Source organism: Conyzicola sp. (assembly GCF_057073975.1).
Genome location: NZ_JBXMIS010000092.1, coordinates 1 through 15,635, shown reverse-complemented (window position 1 = coordinate 15,635; position 15,635 = coordinate 1). Strand labels below are relative to the sequence as shown.

Genomic DNA, 15,635 nt, shown 5'->3' with positions numbered 1-15,635 from the left:
CGTGAGCGAGCAGCCGAACCCCAGCGTCGAGCTGAGCACCAACGGGGTCGGTCCCTGGCAGGGCGAGTGGCCGACCGATGCGCGCTACGACCCTGAGCTGCTCGAGCGCGGCGACTCCCGCAACGTGGTCGACCGGTACCGCTACTGGAGTATCGAGGCGATCAGGGCAGACCTCGACTCGACCCGGCATCCATTCCATGTCGCCATCGAGAACTGGCAGCACGACATGAACATCGGATCCATCGTGCGCAGCGCGAACGCGTTCGCCGCCGACACCGTTCACATTGTCGGGCGTCGGCGCTGGAACAAGCGCGGCGCAATGGTCACCGACCGCTACCAGCACGTGCTGCACCACGAGACCGTCGCCGACCTCGTCGTCTGGGCGCGGGCCAACGACCTACCGATCATCGCGATCGACAACGTGCCAGGCTCGGTGATCATCGAGACGTTCACGCTGCCGGAGCGCTGCATCCTGCTCTTCGGCCAGGAGGGCCCCGGGCTCTCTGACGAGGCGATTCTGGCAGCGGATGCCGTCGTCGAGATCTCGCAGTTCGGCAGCACCCGCAGCATCAACGCCTCAGCCGCGGCGGCCGTTGCGATGCACTGCTGGGTCACCCAGCACGTGAAGTTCTAGCGCGCGCTGATTCGCGCCCGGCGACGCAGCACGATGGCGGCACCGGCAAGCAGGGCGAGCGCGCCAGCGAAGGCGACCGGAGCCGAGTCGAGGCCAGCCGCCGGCAGCTGTGCTGCGGCGCGTGCTGGGCCGGGATCGTTCAGGTTGTCGAACGCCAGGGCTGCGACGCCAGCGGTGATGCCGCCGAACTCGGTGACGTAGCGGTAGCTGGCGGAGCACGGACTGTCGTTCCAGCCGAGCCCCGGGCCGACCCAGTTGACCAGGATGCAGCGGTCGGTCGCGGTGCCGTTCGGCTCACCGGGGAACCACGGCACGTACGGTGCCTGCAGCCCGGCTTCCGGGCCAGCACCCCAGTGAGGGTTGCCGGCGATGGCCGAGTTGCTCGCGAACTGCACGGCAGGAGCGCGGTATGGGTTGACGTAGGCGATCTCCGTCGTGGCGGCGATGTAGGCGGTCGTGCCGCCGATCGCGGTGTTGACGAAGGAGTCCTCGCTCGCCGAAACGACAGTGGCGAGGTAGCCCTGTGCGCCATCGTGCACGAGCAGAGCTGACGCATCCCGCGCCTGCTCCCAGGTGAGAGCCCCGACAGAGAGCTGGTAGAGGTGGCCGTTGGCGGGGTTGAGGGCGAGCCCGTCGACCCAGGAGTCGACGCTGATCGTGAGACGGAGGTAGGACTCGGCGGGGGTCGCCGGTGCCGTCCAGGTGAGGCGGTCGGCGAGGGCGGTGGTGACATCGGCGAGCGAGCCCGTGAAGGTGATATCGGAGACACCGGTGAAGCTGGGTGAGCCCGGCTGCAGGGTGAGGGCGAGCCCCGTGGTGTCGACCGACATGGTGCCCTCGGCGAGTTCGACCCGCACGATCGCGCTGCTCCACGTCACATCAGCGAGGTCGAAGCTGAACGGTGCGGTTGCGCCGGCTGCGACGTAGCCGCCAAGGGTCGGGGTGAGTGCGGGCGCGGCTGTGGGCCGCGGTTGCGGGTGCCGCCAGGAGGAGGGCAGCTGCCAGCGCCGCTGTTACGGCCATCCGTCGCTTCACGGGCGGTTCCAATCACGTCAGGGATGCTGCGCCTGGAGTGACGAACAGATCAAACATCACCTACGACCTGTCGCGTCTCAATCGAGCGTCTGCTGCTTCCGTGGCCGCAGGAGTCGGATCGGGGGTGGGCCGAGCCACACCGCGAGCAGGAGAAGCGCGAGACCGACCGCCCAGCTCACGACCGGGGTGAAGCCGACCACGAGGATGATGCCCACTCCGGTCACCGCGAACACAACCTTGAGCGCCGCGATAGCAGCCGGTGTCCTCGTCTGGGTGAGGCGCAGCTGCGTTCGCTCCCACCGCGCGAAGGCGACGACCAGCGGAACAAGCAGCACAATCGTGAAGACGAGGAACATCGGCCTTGTCTCCCACCAGCTGCGGCTCAGCGGCTCTGGCATCTCCATGTGGGCGCCGATCATCGAGAGAGAGACGATGACGACGACCGGCACGTGCCATAGGTAGATGGTCATCGAGTTGCGGTTGATGGCGTTCGCGGCGACCATGACCCGTGCCGTCGCCAGCCGGTCGAGCACCGGCCGGGCGAAGCTGAACAGGAAGATCTGCCCGATGCCGAGCACGAGGATGCACGCGGTCGGCGGGTTGAGGTTGACGTACATATCGGTCGAGTAGCCAACCACGAGCGTCAGGAAGACGAGCGTGCCGAACGACGCGAGAGTGCCGCCAAGCAGCGCGAGTCGTGGCAGGCGGGAGAAGAAGCCGTCGGCAGCCCAGAAGCCGAGCTGCTGGATGAAGAGCCAGACGAAGAGGAAGTTGAGGGCGCTGACCCCGGGAAGGTGGAAGGTGACAGAGACCGTGTCGATGGCGAGTGCAGCTCCGAGCAACGTGGCGAGGGTGGTGATGCGGGCCTTCTCGTGCAGGCGGGCCATCAGGGGAACGAAGGCGCAGCATCCGATGTAGACGGCGAGGAACCACAGCGGCTGGCCGATCCGGAAGCCGGCCTCTTTGAGCTGGTCGGCCGGAACCCCGGCCAACGCGAGTGCGGTGAGCACGGCGCCGACGAGCGCGATCGGCAGCACGGCCGGCCGCGCCAGCCGGTTGACGCGCTTGCGCACGTAGTCGGCGTCGGTTGCCCCGGCGGCCCGCATGTGACGCCACTCCGTGATGCTGGAGAAGCCTCCGAGCAGGAAGAACAGCGGCATGACCTGCACGCCCCAGGTCGACCAGGCGAAGACGGGGTTGCCGGCGAGGGCGTTGGTGAGCGTGAGCCCATTGGGGCCGACGACGACTCCGGCCATGAGCACATGGAGAACAACGACAACCATCAGGCAGAAGGCCTTGACGAGGTCGACGGCGGCATCCCTCGACGGTGCCGGGCGCGGCACGTCGATGGCAGCCGGTGCCGTCATGATCAGGCCTCTCTCGGGTGTCGGTAATCGTTGTAGCGAGGCTAATGGATGCCCGTGCCCGACACACCGGGGCAGACACCCCATTTCGAGGAGGGAAACCCCCAGTCACCGGTCGATAGACTGGGGTGTAATCCCGTTCCAACGAGAGGCTTCGCTATGCCAGCGATCGTGATCATCGGCGCCCAGTGGGGCGATGAGGGCAAGGGCAAGGCGACAGACCTGCTCGGCAGTCGCATCGACTACGTGGTCAAGTTCAACGGCGGCAACAACGCCGGCCACACCGTCGTCATCGGCGACCAGAAGTACGCGCTGCACCTGCTGCCGTCGGGCATTCTGACCGAGGGTGTCATCCCTGTCATCTCCAACGGCGTCGTCATTGACATCGAGGTGCTCTTCCACGAGCTCGACGCGCTCATCGCGCGTGGCGTCGACGTCTCGAGGCTGCTCGTGAGCGCCAACGCGCACGTCATCACGCAGTACCACCGCACCATGGACAAGGTGACGGAGCGCTTCCTCGGCAAGCGGCAGATCGGCACGACCGGCCGAGGCATCGGCCCGGCGTACGCCGACAAGATCAACCGCGTCGGCATCCGCATCCAAGACATCTTCGACGAGAACATCCTCCGCCAGAAGGTCGAGGGTGCGCTGCACCAGAAGAACCACCTGCTGGTGAAGATCTACAACCGCCGCGCGATCGCGGTCGAGGAGATCGTCACAGAGCTGCTCGGCTACGCCGACCGCCTCCGCCCGCTCGTCGCCGATACCGCGCTCGTGCTCAACGACGCGCTCGACGCTGGCAAGACGGTGCTGTTCGAGGGCGGCCAGGCGACGATGCTGGATGTCGACCACGGCACCTACCCCTTCGTCACCTCGTCCAACTCCACGTCTGGCGGCGCCGCCACCGGATCCGGCGTCGGGCCCAACCGCCTCGAGCGCATCATCGGAATCGTCAAGGCCTACACGACCCGCGTCGGCGCCGGGCCGTTCCCCACGGAACTGCTCGCCCGAGAGGGCGACTGGCAGTACACCGCTGAGGCCGGCGAGTGGTTGCGAGCTGGCGGCTTCGAGTTCGGAACGACCACCGGCCGCCCGCGTCGCACGGGCTGGTACGACGCCCCGATCGCGCGCTACTCCGCACGCATCAACGGGGTCACCGACTTCGTCATGACCAAGCTCGACGTGCTCACGGGGCTCGACACCATCCCGGTCTGCGTCGCCTACGAGGTCGATGGCGTGCGGGTCGAGGAGGTTCCGGTCTCGCAGTCCGACTTCCACCACGCCGTGCCCATCTACGAGGAGTTCCCGGGCTGGCAGGAGGACATCACCGGCGTCCGTCGCTTCGAGGACCTCCCCCAGACGGCACAGGACTACGTGCTCGCGGTCGAGAAGATCTCCGGCGCCCGCATCTCGGCGATCGGTGTCGGCCCCGGCCGCGACGCGATCGTCGTGCGCCACGACCTCATCGACTAGCCCCTTCTCTTCCCGCGGCTCCAGCTACGGGCTCGAACCGCACGCTACAACTGGGGCGCTGGGGCCGCAGCTGGAGCTGCGGCACAGAACCAGTCGCGCACGATTGGCCTTCGCTGGGCGTCGGGCGACGCTGACAGGATGGATGCCGTGCCAGCAACTACGCCGCAGCCCACCACGCTAGAGGGCCGCTTCATCCGCCTCGAACCACTGTCGCGCGATGACCTGCCCGAGCTGTTCGCCGCGATCGGCGCGCCAGAGACCTTCGCGGGGGGATGGGGTGGGGGCCCCGCCGGCTTCACGCCGACGGTCGAGCAGTTCGCGGCCTTCGCCGCCAACTACTTCCCCTTCGACACGGGTCGGGTCTTCGCCGTGCGACAGCTCGACGGAACCCTCGTCGGTACGAGCACGCTCGGCGACTTCGACGAGATTCGCGAGCACGCCCACATCGGCTGGACGGCCTACTCCCACAGCGTCTGGGGCGGCGTGGTCAACCCGGAGGCGAAGCTCCTCATGCTTGGGCACGCCTTCGACCACGGCTTTGGCCGGATCAAGCTGCAGGCCGATGCACTCAACGCGCGGTCGAGAGCGGCGATCCTCAAGCTCGGCGCACAGTTCGAGGGCATCGAGCGCCGCGACCAGCGCCGTGCCGACGGCTCATGGCGCGACACCGCGATCTACTCGATCCTCGTCGACGAGTGGCCGGCGGTGAAGGCGGGGCTCGAAGCCCGGCTGCGATGAGCCGCCTCTCGATCGCCCTGCAGTTTCTCGGCATGGGTGTGGTGTGGGGCTCGAGCTTCCTCTTCATCAAGCTCACGCTCGAGGGCGTCTCGTTCTACCAGGTGGCGTGGGCGCGGCTCGTGCTTGGCGGTCTGACCCTCGGCATCATCGTGCTCGTCATGCGCCAGCGGCTGCCGCGCGATCGGGCGGTGTGGCTGCACTTCCTCGTGATCGCTGTGACGAACTGCATCATCCCCCACCTCGCCTTCGCGTGGGCGGAGCAGTACGTCTCCTCTGGGCTCGCGAGCATCTACAACGCGGTCACCCCGATCACGACCGCTCTGTTCGCGACCCTCGCCTTCCGGGTCGAGAAGCTCACGGGCGGGCAGGTGTTCGGCATCGCGATCGGCATCTTCGGGGTGCTCACCATCATCGGGCCGTGGCGCTACTCGGCGTTCACGGGTGACCTCGCCGGCCAGCTCGCCTGCCTGCTCGCGGCGGTCTGCTACGGCTTCAGCTACGGATACGTGCGCAAGCACCTCAGCCACCGGCCGATCCCGGGAGCCACCTTCGCCTTTCTGAACATCGGCATCGCGGGCTTCATCATGCTGCTGCTGACCCCGGTGATCGCGTGGACGCCCGTCGCACTCGACCTGCCTATCGTCGCGTCACTGCTGGCCCTCGGAATCCTCGGCACCGGGGTTGCCTACATCTGGAACATCAACGTGCTGCGCGCGTGGGGGCCGACCGCGGCATCCACCGTGACCTATGTAACCCCCGTGGTCGGTGTCGCACTCGGGGTGCTCGTGCTGCACGAGGTGCTCTCGTGGAACGAGCCGGTGGGGGCTGCGCTCGTGCTCGTCGGCATCCTGTTCGCACAGCGACGCATCCGGTTGCGCCGGGCAGCGATATCCTCGTGAGCATGGCAGAAGACACCGCAGCGACAGAGCTCGCCAGCCTCCGGCTGAGCATCGACAACATCGACGCGGCGCTCGTGCACATGCTGGCCGAGCGCTTCAAGTTCACCCAGCGCGTCGGCCGTCTCAAAGCGGCCAACGGCATGCCGCCGAGCGATCCGGAGCGCGAGCGCGTGCAGATCGCGCACCTTCGCTCGCTCGCCGAGGAGGCCCAGCTCGACCCGGCCTTCGCAGAGAAGTTCTTGAACTTCATCGTCGCCGAGGTCATCCACCACCACCAGTCGATCGCGTCGACGGGTGCGATTCCGACGCAGCAGTAGCGCCCGAGCGTCACGTACGCTCGAACCATGACCTGGACACCGGCGAGGCTTCCTGACCAGAGCGGGCGAACGTATGTCGTGACGGGCGGCAACGCCGGCATCGGATACTTCACCGCAGAGCAGCTCGCCGGAGCAGGCGCGCACGTGGTGCTCGCGGCGCGCAACAAGGCGAAGGCCATGGTTGCTGCTGGGTCGATCCGCGGCCAGGTGCCAGGCGCATCCGTCGATGTGCTTCCCCTCGACCTTGCCTCGATGGAGTCGGTGCGAACCGCGGGAACGGCCCTGCGCGCCTATGACCGCATCGACGGCCTCGTGCTCAACGCCGGCATGACCATCGGCCCGCGGCACCGACAGGAATCGGTGGATGGCAACGAGCTCATTCTTGCCACGAACTTCATCGGGCACTTCGCCCTCACCGCTGCCGCTTGGCCCGCCCTCACCCGCTCGACTCGAGGCCGCGTCGTCGGGCTCGGCAGCCTCAGCACGGTCATCGTGCCGTTCGACGTGATGGACCTGCAGACCAGGACTCGGTACTCGCAGTTCCGGGCGTACGCGCAGTCGAAGCACGCCATCCACGCGTTCATCTTCGAGCTCGACCGCCGAGCCCGGGCGGCGCGCACGAGTGCCTCGGCCGTGCTCGCCCACCCCGGATACGCTGTTGACGCGCTCAGCCCGTTCCGGCCCGGCATCTCGGAGCCCTCGACCCTCGCCCGCGTCGCGGCCTCTCCCTTCGGCGTCGGCGCGCAGGGCAAGAATCGCGGCGCCGCGGCAGCCGTGCGTGCCCTGCTCGACCCCGAGGTCGTCGGCGGCGAGTTCGTCGGCCCGGCGCAGCTCACGCGTGGTCGCCCGGTGCTGCAGCTTCCCGTCTCGTCGAGCGCCTCAGCCGACGCCGGCTCGGCCGTGTGGGCGCTCGCCGAGCGCTGGTCTGGCGTGCGGTTCGCGGTGTAGCCCGTGGACCGCTGCCCTGCGTGACTCCCTTGTGAGAACTCGAAAAGTGCTCCAACAGGGGTCAGCGAGGGTGCTGTGGAGCAACTTTTGGGTTCTCACGGGCGCCAGCCGGCGGCGAGGAGGGCACGGCGGAGCTTGCCAAGGCGCGCAGGCGAAACGTGCGACTTGTTGAAGCGCACCACCCTCCACCGCTCTTCTGCCAGATCATCGAGCCGGTCGACGTCGCGGAAGTACTGCGTGTCGTCCGTGCGATGCTGCTCTCCGTCATACTCGGCGATCACCTTCCACGTGCGATAGGCGAGGTCGGCGATGGCGATGAGCCGACCGTGGGGGTCGCGAATCTCGACGTTGACCTCTGGCTCTGGCAAACCGAAGTCGACGATGTCGAGGCGAAGGAGGGTTTCCCTGACAGAGTCCGTTCGAGGCCTCACGCGCGCAAACGCGGCAACAAGCCGCGTCGCCCCGCGCCGCCCCCGGTGGGCGCGGACGGCCGCGGCAAGCTCCTCCATCGATGAGATTGGATGTCGGCGCCTGACGAGCGCATCACCAAGAACGACCAAATCACGAACACTCAACTCCGTTGCCAACGACACCCATGTGGCAACGGGCGTCGCAACTCGCATGCCGCGCACTGTCGTGGTCGCGATCTCGGCAGAGACGTGTCCCGTCACGCCGCGGAGCCGTGGAGGCTTGGATGGCGCGACGGACGTGACGTGCAGCGGGCCCCCATAGGCGGGAACCGGCAACCCGTGCAGCTGCGCCGCGGTCCAGTGGCTGAAGTACTGGAAGGCGCGCATCCGCGTGCCGTACGCAGCGACATGGTCAGCGTCGCTGCCAGCGGCCGCACGCACCCCGTGAAACGGTCTCGTCAGGTCGGAGCTGCGCAGTCGACCGGGCCCGATGCCGCTCGCCGCAGCGGCCGCGACATGAAAAGGTGCCATGGCAAGGGGCGGAGGAAGGTGAACTCGACGCGGCATCCAGCCATCGTCGTCGCGCGCGCGCGCTGATGCACCCCCGTCAACCGCTCTGTTGAGAACTCACAAAGTGCTCTAACCGTGGCGGAATGGGCGAGGGAAGAGCAGTTTTTGAGCACTCATCGCCGACGAGCCGAGTCGAGACGAGGCGAGCCGAGCGCGCAGTCTAGGCCCCGACAACCGCCCCGAACTGGGCCGGCAGGGTGCCGCGGTGGGCGCCGCCGAGCTCGTCGAGAGACAGCGTGAAGACGTCCTGCACCTCGAGGGCGTCGGATGCGGCATCCATCACGCCGATGCGCACGACCGGGTAACCGCGACCGTCGCACAGCCCACGGAACTTGACATCATCCTCGCGGGGAACCGACACGATCACGCGACCCGTCGACTCGCTGAAGAGGGCTGTGGTGAGGTCGATGCCGTCGCGCTCGAGCAGCTCCCCGAGGAAGACGCGGGCACCGACGCCGAAGCGCAGCACCGCCTCGGCGAGGGCCTGGATGAGTCCGCCGTCAGCGAGGTCGTGCGCGCTGGCGATGATGTTCTGGTCGTTTCCGGCAGCGATGAGCTGAGCCAGGGAGATCTCCGCGGCGAGGTCGACCGCTGGTGGGAGGCCACCGAGGTGGTCGTGCACGGTGCCGGCCCAGGCCGAGCCGTCGAGCTCGAGCGAGGTGGTGCCGAGCAGGTAGAGGTTGTTGCCGTCATCCTGCCAGCCGCTCGGGATGCGGTTGGCGACATCCTGGATGACGCCGAGCACCGCGACGACGGGCGTCGGGTGGATCGGCACATCGCCGGTCTGGTTGTAGAACGAGACGTTGCCGCCGGTCACCGGAATCTCCAGCTCGAGGCAGCCATCGGCGAGGCCCTCGACCGCGCGCGAGAACTGCCACATGACCTCTGGGTTCTCCGGGCTGCCGAAGTTGAGGCAGTCGCTGACGCCGACCGGGGTTGCCCCCGTGACGGCGACGTTGCGGTAGGCCTCGGCGAGGGCGAGACGTGCGCCCACGTAGGGGTCGAGCTGGCAGTAGCGGCCGTTCGCGTCGGTGGCGACGGCGAAGCCGAGGCCGCTCTCCTCATCCACTCGCACCATTCCGCCGTCATCGGGAAAGGAGAGTGCGGTGTTGCCGAGCACGTAGCGGTCGTACTGGTTGGTGATCCAGCTCTTGTCGGCGAGGTTCGGCGAGCCGACGAGGGCGAGCGCCTGCTCGCGCAGAACTGCGGGGTCTGACGACCTTTCCAGACGGGATGCCGAGTCGGCCTGCAGGGCGTCGATCCAGGTCGGGTAGACGACGGGCCGGTCGTACACGGGGCCGTCGACCGCGACCGTGCGAGGAAGCACGTTGACGATCTCCTCGCCGTGCCAGTTGATGACGAGCCGGCCGGTGTCGGTGACCTCGCCGAGAACGGAGGTCTCGACGTCCCACTTCTCGACGACCTTGAGGAAGCCCTCGAGCTTCGAGGGCTGCACGATCGCCATCATGCGCTCCTGGCTCTCCGACATGAGGATCTCCTCAGCGGTGAGCGTCGGGTCGCGCAACAGCACCTTCTCTAGCTCGATGAACATGCCGCCGTCGCCGTTCGAGGCGAGCTCGGAGGTCGCGCACGAGATGCCGGCTGCGCCGAGGTCTTGGATGCCCTCTACTAGATCCTGCGCGAACAGCTCGAGGCAGCACTCGATGAGCACCTTCTCTGCGAAGGGGTCGCCGACCTGCACCGCTGGGCGCTTGGTCGGGCCGCCCTCGCTGAACGAATCCGAGGCGAGAATGGATGCCCCGCCAATGCCGTCCCCGCCCGTGCGGGCACCGAAGAGAACGACCTTGTTTCCCACGCCGCGGGCGTTGGCCAGGTGGAGGTCCTCGTGGCGCAGCACACCAACGGCGAGGGCGTTGACGAGCGGATTGGCCTGGTAGACCGAGTCGAAGTAGGTCTCGCCGCCGATGTTGGGAAGGCCGAGGCAGTTGCCGTAGAAGCTGATGCCGCTGACGACCCCGTGCACGACGCGGGCGGTGTCTGGGTCGTCGATCTTGCCGAAGCGCAGGGCATCCATGACGGCGACGGGGCGCGCGCCCATCGAGATGATGTCGCGCACGATGCCGCCGACGCCGGTCGCGGCGCCCTGGAAGGGCTCGATGTAGGAGGGGTGGTTGTGGCTCTCGATCTTGAAGGTGACCGCCCAGCCCTTGCCGATGTCGAGCACGCCGGCGTTCTCGCCCATGCCGACCATGAGGTCCTTCTTCCTGGCGGGGGTGACCTTCTGCCCGAACTGGCGAAGGTAGTTCTTCGACGACTTGTAAGAGCAGTGCTCGCTCCACATCACCGAGTACATCGCGAGCTCGCCGCTCGTGGGGCGGCGCCCGAGGATCTCGCGGATGGCGAGGTACTCGTCGTCCTTCAGCCCGAGCGCGCCATACGGCTGCACCTTGTCGGGCGTTGCGATGGCATTGGAAACGGTGTCAGCACCGGAGATTGCGGGGGTCACGAGGCTCCTGGAACGAGTGTGGGCCGGAAGCCCCAATTCTACTGGGCCGTCATCATGGCTGTGTTCCGTGCGGTTTCCCACCCGTCTGCTCCTAGCCTTGATCGATGGCAAGGAGGACTGCGTGATGGATGTGCTCGAGGGTTTCGTATGGCGATCCTGGTGGGGCCTCGGTGCGGCGACCCTGATGGCCCTGGTGATCGTGGTTCTCGTTGTTGGAGTGACCATGCTCGTGGTGCGGGTTGTCGCTCGCCGACGGCCGGGAATCTACGGGGCCCTTGCCCCCATCCGGCGCCGTTTCCGTCTGCTGCTGGCTCTTGTCGCCGTCTGGATTGCCGTCGGCGCGACGATCCCCGTGCGCGACTGGCTCGGGTGGATCGACCACGTCTTCCTCATCGCGGTCATCGCCACCGGAGCATGGCTGCTCATGGGGCTGATCTCCCTCGCCATCAACCGGGCTCTCGTGCGCTACCCGATCGACGTGCCAGACAACCGTGTCGCGCGACGGGTGCACACCCAGATGCTCATCATCCGCCGGTTGGCGACGGTCGTCATCGCCATCATCGCCGTCGGGTCGATCCTGCTGACCTTCCCCGGCGCGGAGGCCGCGGGGGCGAGCCTGCTGGCATCGGCCGGCCTCGTGAGCGTGGTGGCCGGCCTCGCCGCACAGTCGACCCTTGCCAACGTGTTCGCCGGAATGCAGCTCGCGTTCAGCGACGCGATTCGCGTGGATGACGTGGTCATCGCCGACGGGGAATGGGGCCGCATCGAGGAGATCACCCTCACCTACGTGGTCGTCAGCATCTGGGACCAGCGCCGGCTCGTGCTGCCGTCGACCTACTTTACGACGACGCCGTTCCAGAACTGGACCCGCAACAGCAGCGAGCTGCTCGGCGCCGTCGAGCTCGACCTCGACTGGCGCGTGAGCCCCGCGGAGCTGCGCAAGCAGCTCACCGCCGTCGTCGAGGCGACCGAGCTCTGGGATCATCGTGTCGCCAACGTGCAGGTGACCGACGCGACGGGCGGGCACATCCGGGTTCGACTGCTCGTGAGCGCCGCCGACGCGGGAAGCCTCTGGGATCTCCGATGCCATGTGCGGGAGGAAGTCGTCGAGTGGCTGCAGAAGAAGAGCCCGGCCTCACTGCCCCGAAGCCGCGTGCTCGTCGTCGACAACGAGCCGGCACCGCCATCGAAGGCGCGAGACAGCGTCAAGGAGCGCGGCGTCTTCAGCGGAAGCCCCGAGGCCGACGCTCGAGGCAAGGAGTTCACCGGAGCGATTCCGGTGCAGCGCCCAGCGGACTAGCCCGCCGCCCGGCGGCTACTCGAAGTAGGACGCCCCGACCGCCGCGTCGAAGAACGAGACCATGACGTTCGGGATGTCGGCGAGCGGCGTCGCGAAGTTCGCGAGCACGACCTGCTTGCTGCCCGGCACCGTGTACCAGTAGTCGACGACCAATGAGGTGACACTCTGCCCTGGTGCGTCGGGGTGCACCTCGACATCCTGCTGGCGCACGATGCGAAGGATGCTGGAGCCGGCGATCGCGAGCTCGGTCGCGTCCTCGGCGCCGTCGATGCCGAATTCAGCGAGGCCTCGTCGCAGCATGGCCACGACCGCCTCAGGGGCGGTGCCGGCCACCGGTGTCATCCGCAGCTCTCGGGGGCTGTAGATCGTCAGTAGCACCGGCATGGGAGTGCCGGGGGTGATCTCGGAGGCGATCAGTGCCATCACCCCACCGGCCTCGCGCGCGGCGGTGAGCGCCGTGCTGAGGCGTGTACGCAGCAGGGCACGCGCCTGGGCTTCGGAGTCAGCCGAGCCAAGGGTCGAGGCGGCGTAGTCCTGAATCGTCTGGGCTACGGTCTCTTCCGTGGCGAGGTCGAGACGGCTCCAGCGACCTGGCAGCTGGAACGTCAGGGTGGGCGAGGCGGCGGTCACTGCCGCGCTCACTCCCCGTACGCCTTGTCGAGGTAGACCGTGGAGTAGGTCACGGAGTTGAGGTTGTCCACGTGATCGATGCCGAGCTCGGATGCGGCTGGGCTGATGTCTACTGGCGCATCGCTCGAATCCACGGTTCGCACCTCAATGGCCGAGACCTTGCCAGCGGATCGCTCGTAGGCGGCGCGCAGCACGGCATCCAGTTCGGCCGAGGTGAGGCCCGACGTCGTGATGACGGGACGCACGTAGAGCCTGGTGTTCACGCCGTCCTTTGCTGTCTCGACAGTGGTGGTCGAGATGCTGGTGCTGGTCGCTGTGACGGCCACGGCGATTGCCGCGGTGTCGAGGGAGTTCGTCATGCCGTTGCTGCTTTCGCCGGAGGATAGGAAGGGGAGGCAGGCGGTGAGGAGCACCGTGACTGCGATGGCGATGGCGGAGGCTCCGACCGCCCTGCGAGCGATCACTCCTGCCATGTGTACTGCTCTTGTTCAACCACGGTTCCGGAGAACTCCTCGAAGTAGTTCTGGTATGGCGCGAGCTCGTCGGAGTACGCGGCGGTCTCGGTGTACTTGTCGTTCGAGTGCGAAGTGACCCCGATCGTACCGTCATGTGCATCGACCTGGACGGTCACGTGGTTCGGGGTGTTGGGCTTCGGGTTGGTGAGGTCGAGCATCGGTACGGCATCGCCCGTGTGCTGGATGCTGAGCACCCTGGTGCTCTCTGGAATGTTCATGGCGTCGATCGGCGCACCGTAGGCGAGCACGGCCTCGAAGTTGTATGCACTGGAGCGGTTGGCAGCGAGATGACCCGCCATGATGCCGCCCTGGCTGAAGCCGACGAGCATGACTGGATCGTTGGGACCGATGCCAGCCCTCTCCATTGCATCGAGCACGGCCCGCTCGTACTGCGTTTGCATCTCGGGGGTGAGCATGAGCGCGAGGTTCGAGTCGAGGTCGTTCGTCGCCGGTGTGTCGCCACCCGGTACCTCCCAGTCCTGCGTGCTTGGGAGGGTGACAACCCAGCGCTCGACGCCATCGGGCCCGACCACTTTGCGAATGTCGACGACGCTGCGATCCTCTCCACCCATCTTGTCGGTGAGCCCCTCCGCGTACATGTAGTCCTTGGTGGAGTACAGGCCGGGAACGTGATTGGCGTCCCAGAGGGCGTCACGGGCCTCGTCGGAGTCGAGATCGCGGTTGGTCAGCACCGAGACGTCGGGATCGTCGGCGAACACGTCGCTTCCAACTCGCCAGAGCAGCAGGCCGCCGATGAGAGGAAGCGCGACACCGACGATCGTGGCGAGCAACAGTGTGCGCCACGACTCCATGCCGGGAAGCAGGTAGGTCAGCAGGAGGAGGAAACCGAGACCGAGGAGGAGCGGCATGACGAGGCCGATCCACAGGATGATCGAGGCAAGGATGAGGGGCAGCAGCAACAGCGCAACGACGGCGGCGACGATCAGCAGCAGGTTGTCGATGATCGTCCTGAGCACGCTTCCGATCCACTGACCGACTGCCGCGAGGATGTCGCCGATGTTCGCGAAGAAGTCGCCGACGTTGTCCCAGAATCCGTCGTTGGTGTTCGACAGTGCGGCGTCGATGCGTGCGATGGCATCGTTCGCCGCCTCCTCGAGGGCGCTCTGCGCGCGGGCGTACTGCTGCGTCGCCTCGTACTGGTAGCGCTGGTAGCGGTCTCGCGCCTCGCCCCAATCCCGCATCTCATCGTCGATCTCGTCGAGCTTGGGGCTGGTTGGGTCGCTGTCTTCGAGCGCGTGGCGCTGGAGCCGCAGGTCGTTCATCTCGTCGATGGCATTCTGCGCGTAGCGGCCGTTGTTGCCGTCATCGCTGATCGCGTCGTTGGCGAGGGCGTGGGCCGACTGCAGTTCGACAGCGTAGGTCGAGAGGGCAGCAGCGGTTCCCTGATAGCGACCGTGCACCGCCTTGAGCTTGTCGGCCAGTTCATCGGCCTTCTCGGTGATGACGTCGATTGCCTCACTGGATCCAACGAAGCCGAGAGCGAACAGCGCCTCGGCGGCGTCCTGAATGGCGAGCGCCGAAGCGCTGAGATCTTCTGCGCGGGTGGCGAGGGCAGACGGGTTTCCGGGAAGTGGCTGCATGGTCTACTTGTCCCCTCGGTCGCCGAGCGCCTTGGCCTGTGCGGTGTCGAGCTCGGTGAAGGTGTCGATGATGGCGGTCAGCGACTCGCTGAGGAACGTGAGGCTCTCGTTGAGCTTGTCGCGGCTGGTGTCCCACGAGTCAGAGAATTCGTTGACCTTGGAGGCGAGACCGCTGTGCCCCACGAGGCCGGCGATGTCGGAGCTCACACTGTCGGCGCGGGTGAACGATGACCGAACGTCGTCGATGTCTGTGCGCGCGCGACCGAGTTCGTCGTAGTCGATATTGAGGTTGGCCATCTACTTCACCGTTCCCGTGGAGCCGGCCGCGCGAAGCGCAGGCAGACGTGAGTCGAGGTCTCTCAGCAGCGCGGCAGCACTGGCCGGCGCTGCTCCGATCGGTTCGACGATTGTCGACGGCGAGGTTCCGGGAGCCGTGCGCAGGGCCGCTGCAATCGAGGGAGACAACAGAGATTGAAACAGTGCGCTCAACTCGGCATTGCTTGCTTCGAGCGCGGGCAGAAGGGCGCGTGCCGAGTCTCGTTTCGCTGTCGGGGTGTCGGTCACTCTGGCTCCTGCCGGGTCGAAACGTGAATGAAGCAAGCTCAGCTGCCGTCGGCCCGATGTTACGGGACGCGCCGTCACAGCGCCAAGGGCAGGACTACCCATGTGGAGGCGATTGCCCGAACGGGCACCTGTTGACAAGCTTGCACTCATGCCCGCCCTCGAGATCGACG

General features: G+C 67.0%; 16 protein-coding genes. 7 read left to right on the top strand and 9 right to left on the bottom strand.

Annotated elements, in window-relative coordinates:
* The first annotated feature begins 1 nt into the window (after position 1).
* On the top strand, positions 2-634 hold the full coding sequence (locus AC14A7_RS08355) for a TrmH family RNA methyltransferase (protein ID WP_484008079.1): 633 nt from the start codon (positions 2-4) through the stop codon (positions 632-634).
* Here AC14A7_RS08355 and AC14A7_RS08350 read toward each other — a convergent pair.
* Both AC14A7_RS08350 and AC14A7_RS08345 read right to left on the bottom strand, forming a co-directional pair.
* Positions 631-1,491, bottom strand: coding sequence for a C-type lectin domain-containing protein (locus tag AC14A7_RS08350; protein WP_484008078.1), 861 nt, complete (start codon positions 1,489-1,491; stop codon positions 631-633). The genes AC14A7_RS08355 and AC14A7_RS08350 overlap by 4 nt on opposite strands.
* 255 nt (positions 1,492-1,746) lie before the next feature.
* Positions 1,747-3,036, bottom strand: coding sequence for an acyltransferase family protein (locus AC14A7_RS08345; protein WP_484008076.1), 1,290 nt, complete (start codon positions 3,034-3,036; stop codon positions 1,747-1,749).
* 156 nt (positions 3,037-3,192) lie between these two features.
* On the opposite strand from AC14A7_RS08345, the gene AC14A7_RS08340 reads away from it, so the two are divergent.
* The 5 genes from AC14A7_RS08340 (at position 3,193) to AC14A7_RS08320 (ending at position 7,408) form a co-directional block, all read left to right on the top strand.
* Complete coding sequence (locus AC14A7_RS08340) at positions 3,193-4,506, top strand: adenylosuccinate synthase (protein ID WP_484008075.1); 1,314 nt, start codon at positions 3,193-3,195, stop codon at positions 4,504-4,506.
* A gap of 147 nt (positions 4,507-4,653) precedes the next feature.
* Entirely contained in the window at positions 4,654-5,244 is a 591-nt protein-coding gene (locus AC14A7_RS08335; RefSeq protein WP_484008074.1) for a GNAT family N-acetyltransferase, read from the top strand.
* Positions 5,241-6,143, top strand: a complete 903-nt coding sequence (locus AC14A7_RS08330) for a DMT family transporter (protein WP_484008073.1) — start codon at positions 5,241-5,243, stop codon at positions 6,141-6,143. The genes AC14A7_RS08335 and AC14A7_RS08330 overlap by 4 nt, the downstream gene beginning before the upstream one ends.
* A 2-nt stretch (positions 6,144-6,145) precedes the next feature.
* Positions 6,146-6,460: a chorismate mutase gene (locus AC14A7_RS08325; protein ID WP_484008071.1), complete on the top strand. Its 315-nt coding sequence runs from the start codon at positions 6,146-6,148 to the stop codon at positions 6,458-6,460.
* Between the two features lie 27 nt (positions 6,461-6,487).
* A complete protein-coding gene (locus AC14A7_RS08320; protein WP_484008069.1) occupies positions 6,488-7,408 on the top strand; it encodes an SDR family NAD(P)-dependent oxidoreductase in 921 nt (306 codons plus the stop codon).
* 95 nt (positions 7,409-7,503) lie between these two features.
* Here the strand turns inward: AC14A7_RS08320 and AC14A7_RS08315 are convergent, their stop codons facing one another.
* Entirely contained in the window at positions 7,504-8,385 is an 882-nt protein-coding gene (locus AC14A7_RS08315; RefSeq protein WP_484008067.1) for a DUF559 domain-containing protein, read from the bottom strand.
* A gap of 163 nt (positions 8,386-8,548) precedes the next feature.
* Positions 8,549-10,855, bottom strand: coding sequence for a phosphoribosylformylglycinamidine synthase subunit PurL (gene purL, locus AC14A7_RS08310; RefSeq protein WP_484008066.1), 2,307 nt, complete (start codon positions 10,853-10,855; stop codon positions 8,549-8,551).
* 97 nt (positions 10,856-10,952) lie between these two features.
* Here purL and AC14A7_RS08305 point away from each other — a divergent pair, with 97 nt between their 5' ends.
* Positions 10,953-12,155 carry a mechanosensitive ion channel family protein gene (locus AC14A7_RS08305; protein ID WP_484008064.1) on the top strand — a complete coding sequence of 401 codons (1,203 nt, stop codon included), beginning with the start codon at positions 10,953-10,955 and terminating at the stop codon, positions 12,153-12,155.
* A 15-nt stretch (positions 12,156-12,170) separates the two neighbouring features.
* Here the strand turns inward: AC14A7_RS08305 and AC14A7_RS08300 are convergent, their stop codons facing one another.
* Genes AC14A7_RS08300 through AC14A7_RS08280 form a run of 5 tightly spaced genes read right to left on the bottom strand, consistent with a single transcriptional unit; the run spans position 12,171 to position 15,465 of the window.
* Positions 12,171-12,797: a hypothetical protein gene (locus tag AC14A7_RS08300; protein ID WP_484008062.1), complete on the bottom strand. Its 627-nt coding sequence runs from the start codon at positions 12,795-12,797 to the stop codon at positions 12,171-12,173.
* Positions 12,794-13,258, bottom strand: a complete 465-nt coding sequence (locus AC14A7_RS08295; RefSeq protein WP_484008060.1) for a hypothetical protein — start codon at positions 13,256-13,258, stop codon at positions 12,794-12,796. The genes AC14A7_RS08300 and AC14A7_RS08295 overlap by 4 nt, the downstream gene beginning before the upstream one ends.
* Entirely contained in the window at positions 13,246-14,901 is a 1,656-nt protein-coding gene (locus AC14A7_RS08290; RefSeq protein ID WP_484008059.1) for an EI24 domain-containing protein, read from the bottom strand. The genes AC14A7_RS08295 and AC14A7_RS08290 overlap by 13 nt, the downstream gene beginning before the upstream one ends.
* Positions 14,902-14,904: 3 nt before the next feature.
* The gene (locus AC14A7_RS08285; protein ID WP_484008057.1) at positions 14,905-15,198 is read right to left on the bottom strand and encodes a hypothetical protein; all 294 of its coding nucleotides are present in this window, start codon (positions 15,196-15,198) and stop codon (positions 14,905-14,907) included.
* Positions 15,199-15,465 carry a hypothetical protein gene (locus tag AC14A7_RS08280; RefSeq protein ID WP_484008055.1) on the bottom strand — a complete coding sequence of 89 codons (267 nt, stop codon included), beginning with the start codon at positions 15,463-15,465 and terminating at the stop codon, positions 15,199-15,201. It lies immediately after the preceding gene.
* Between the last annotated feature and the right edge of the window lie 170 nt (positions 15,466-15,635).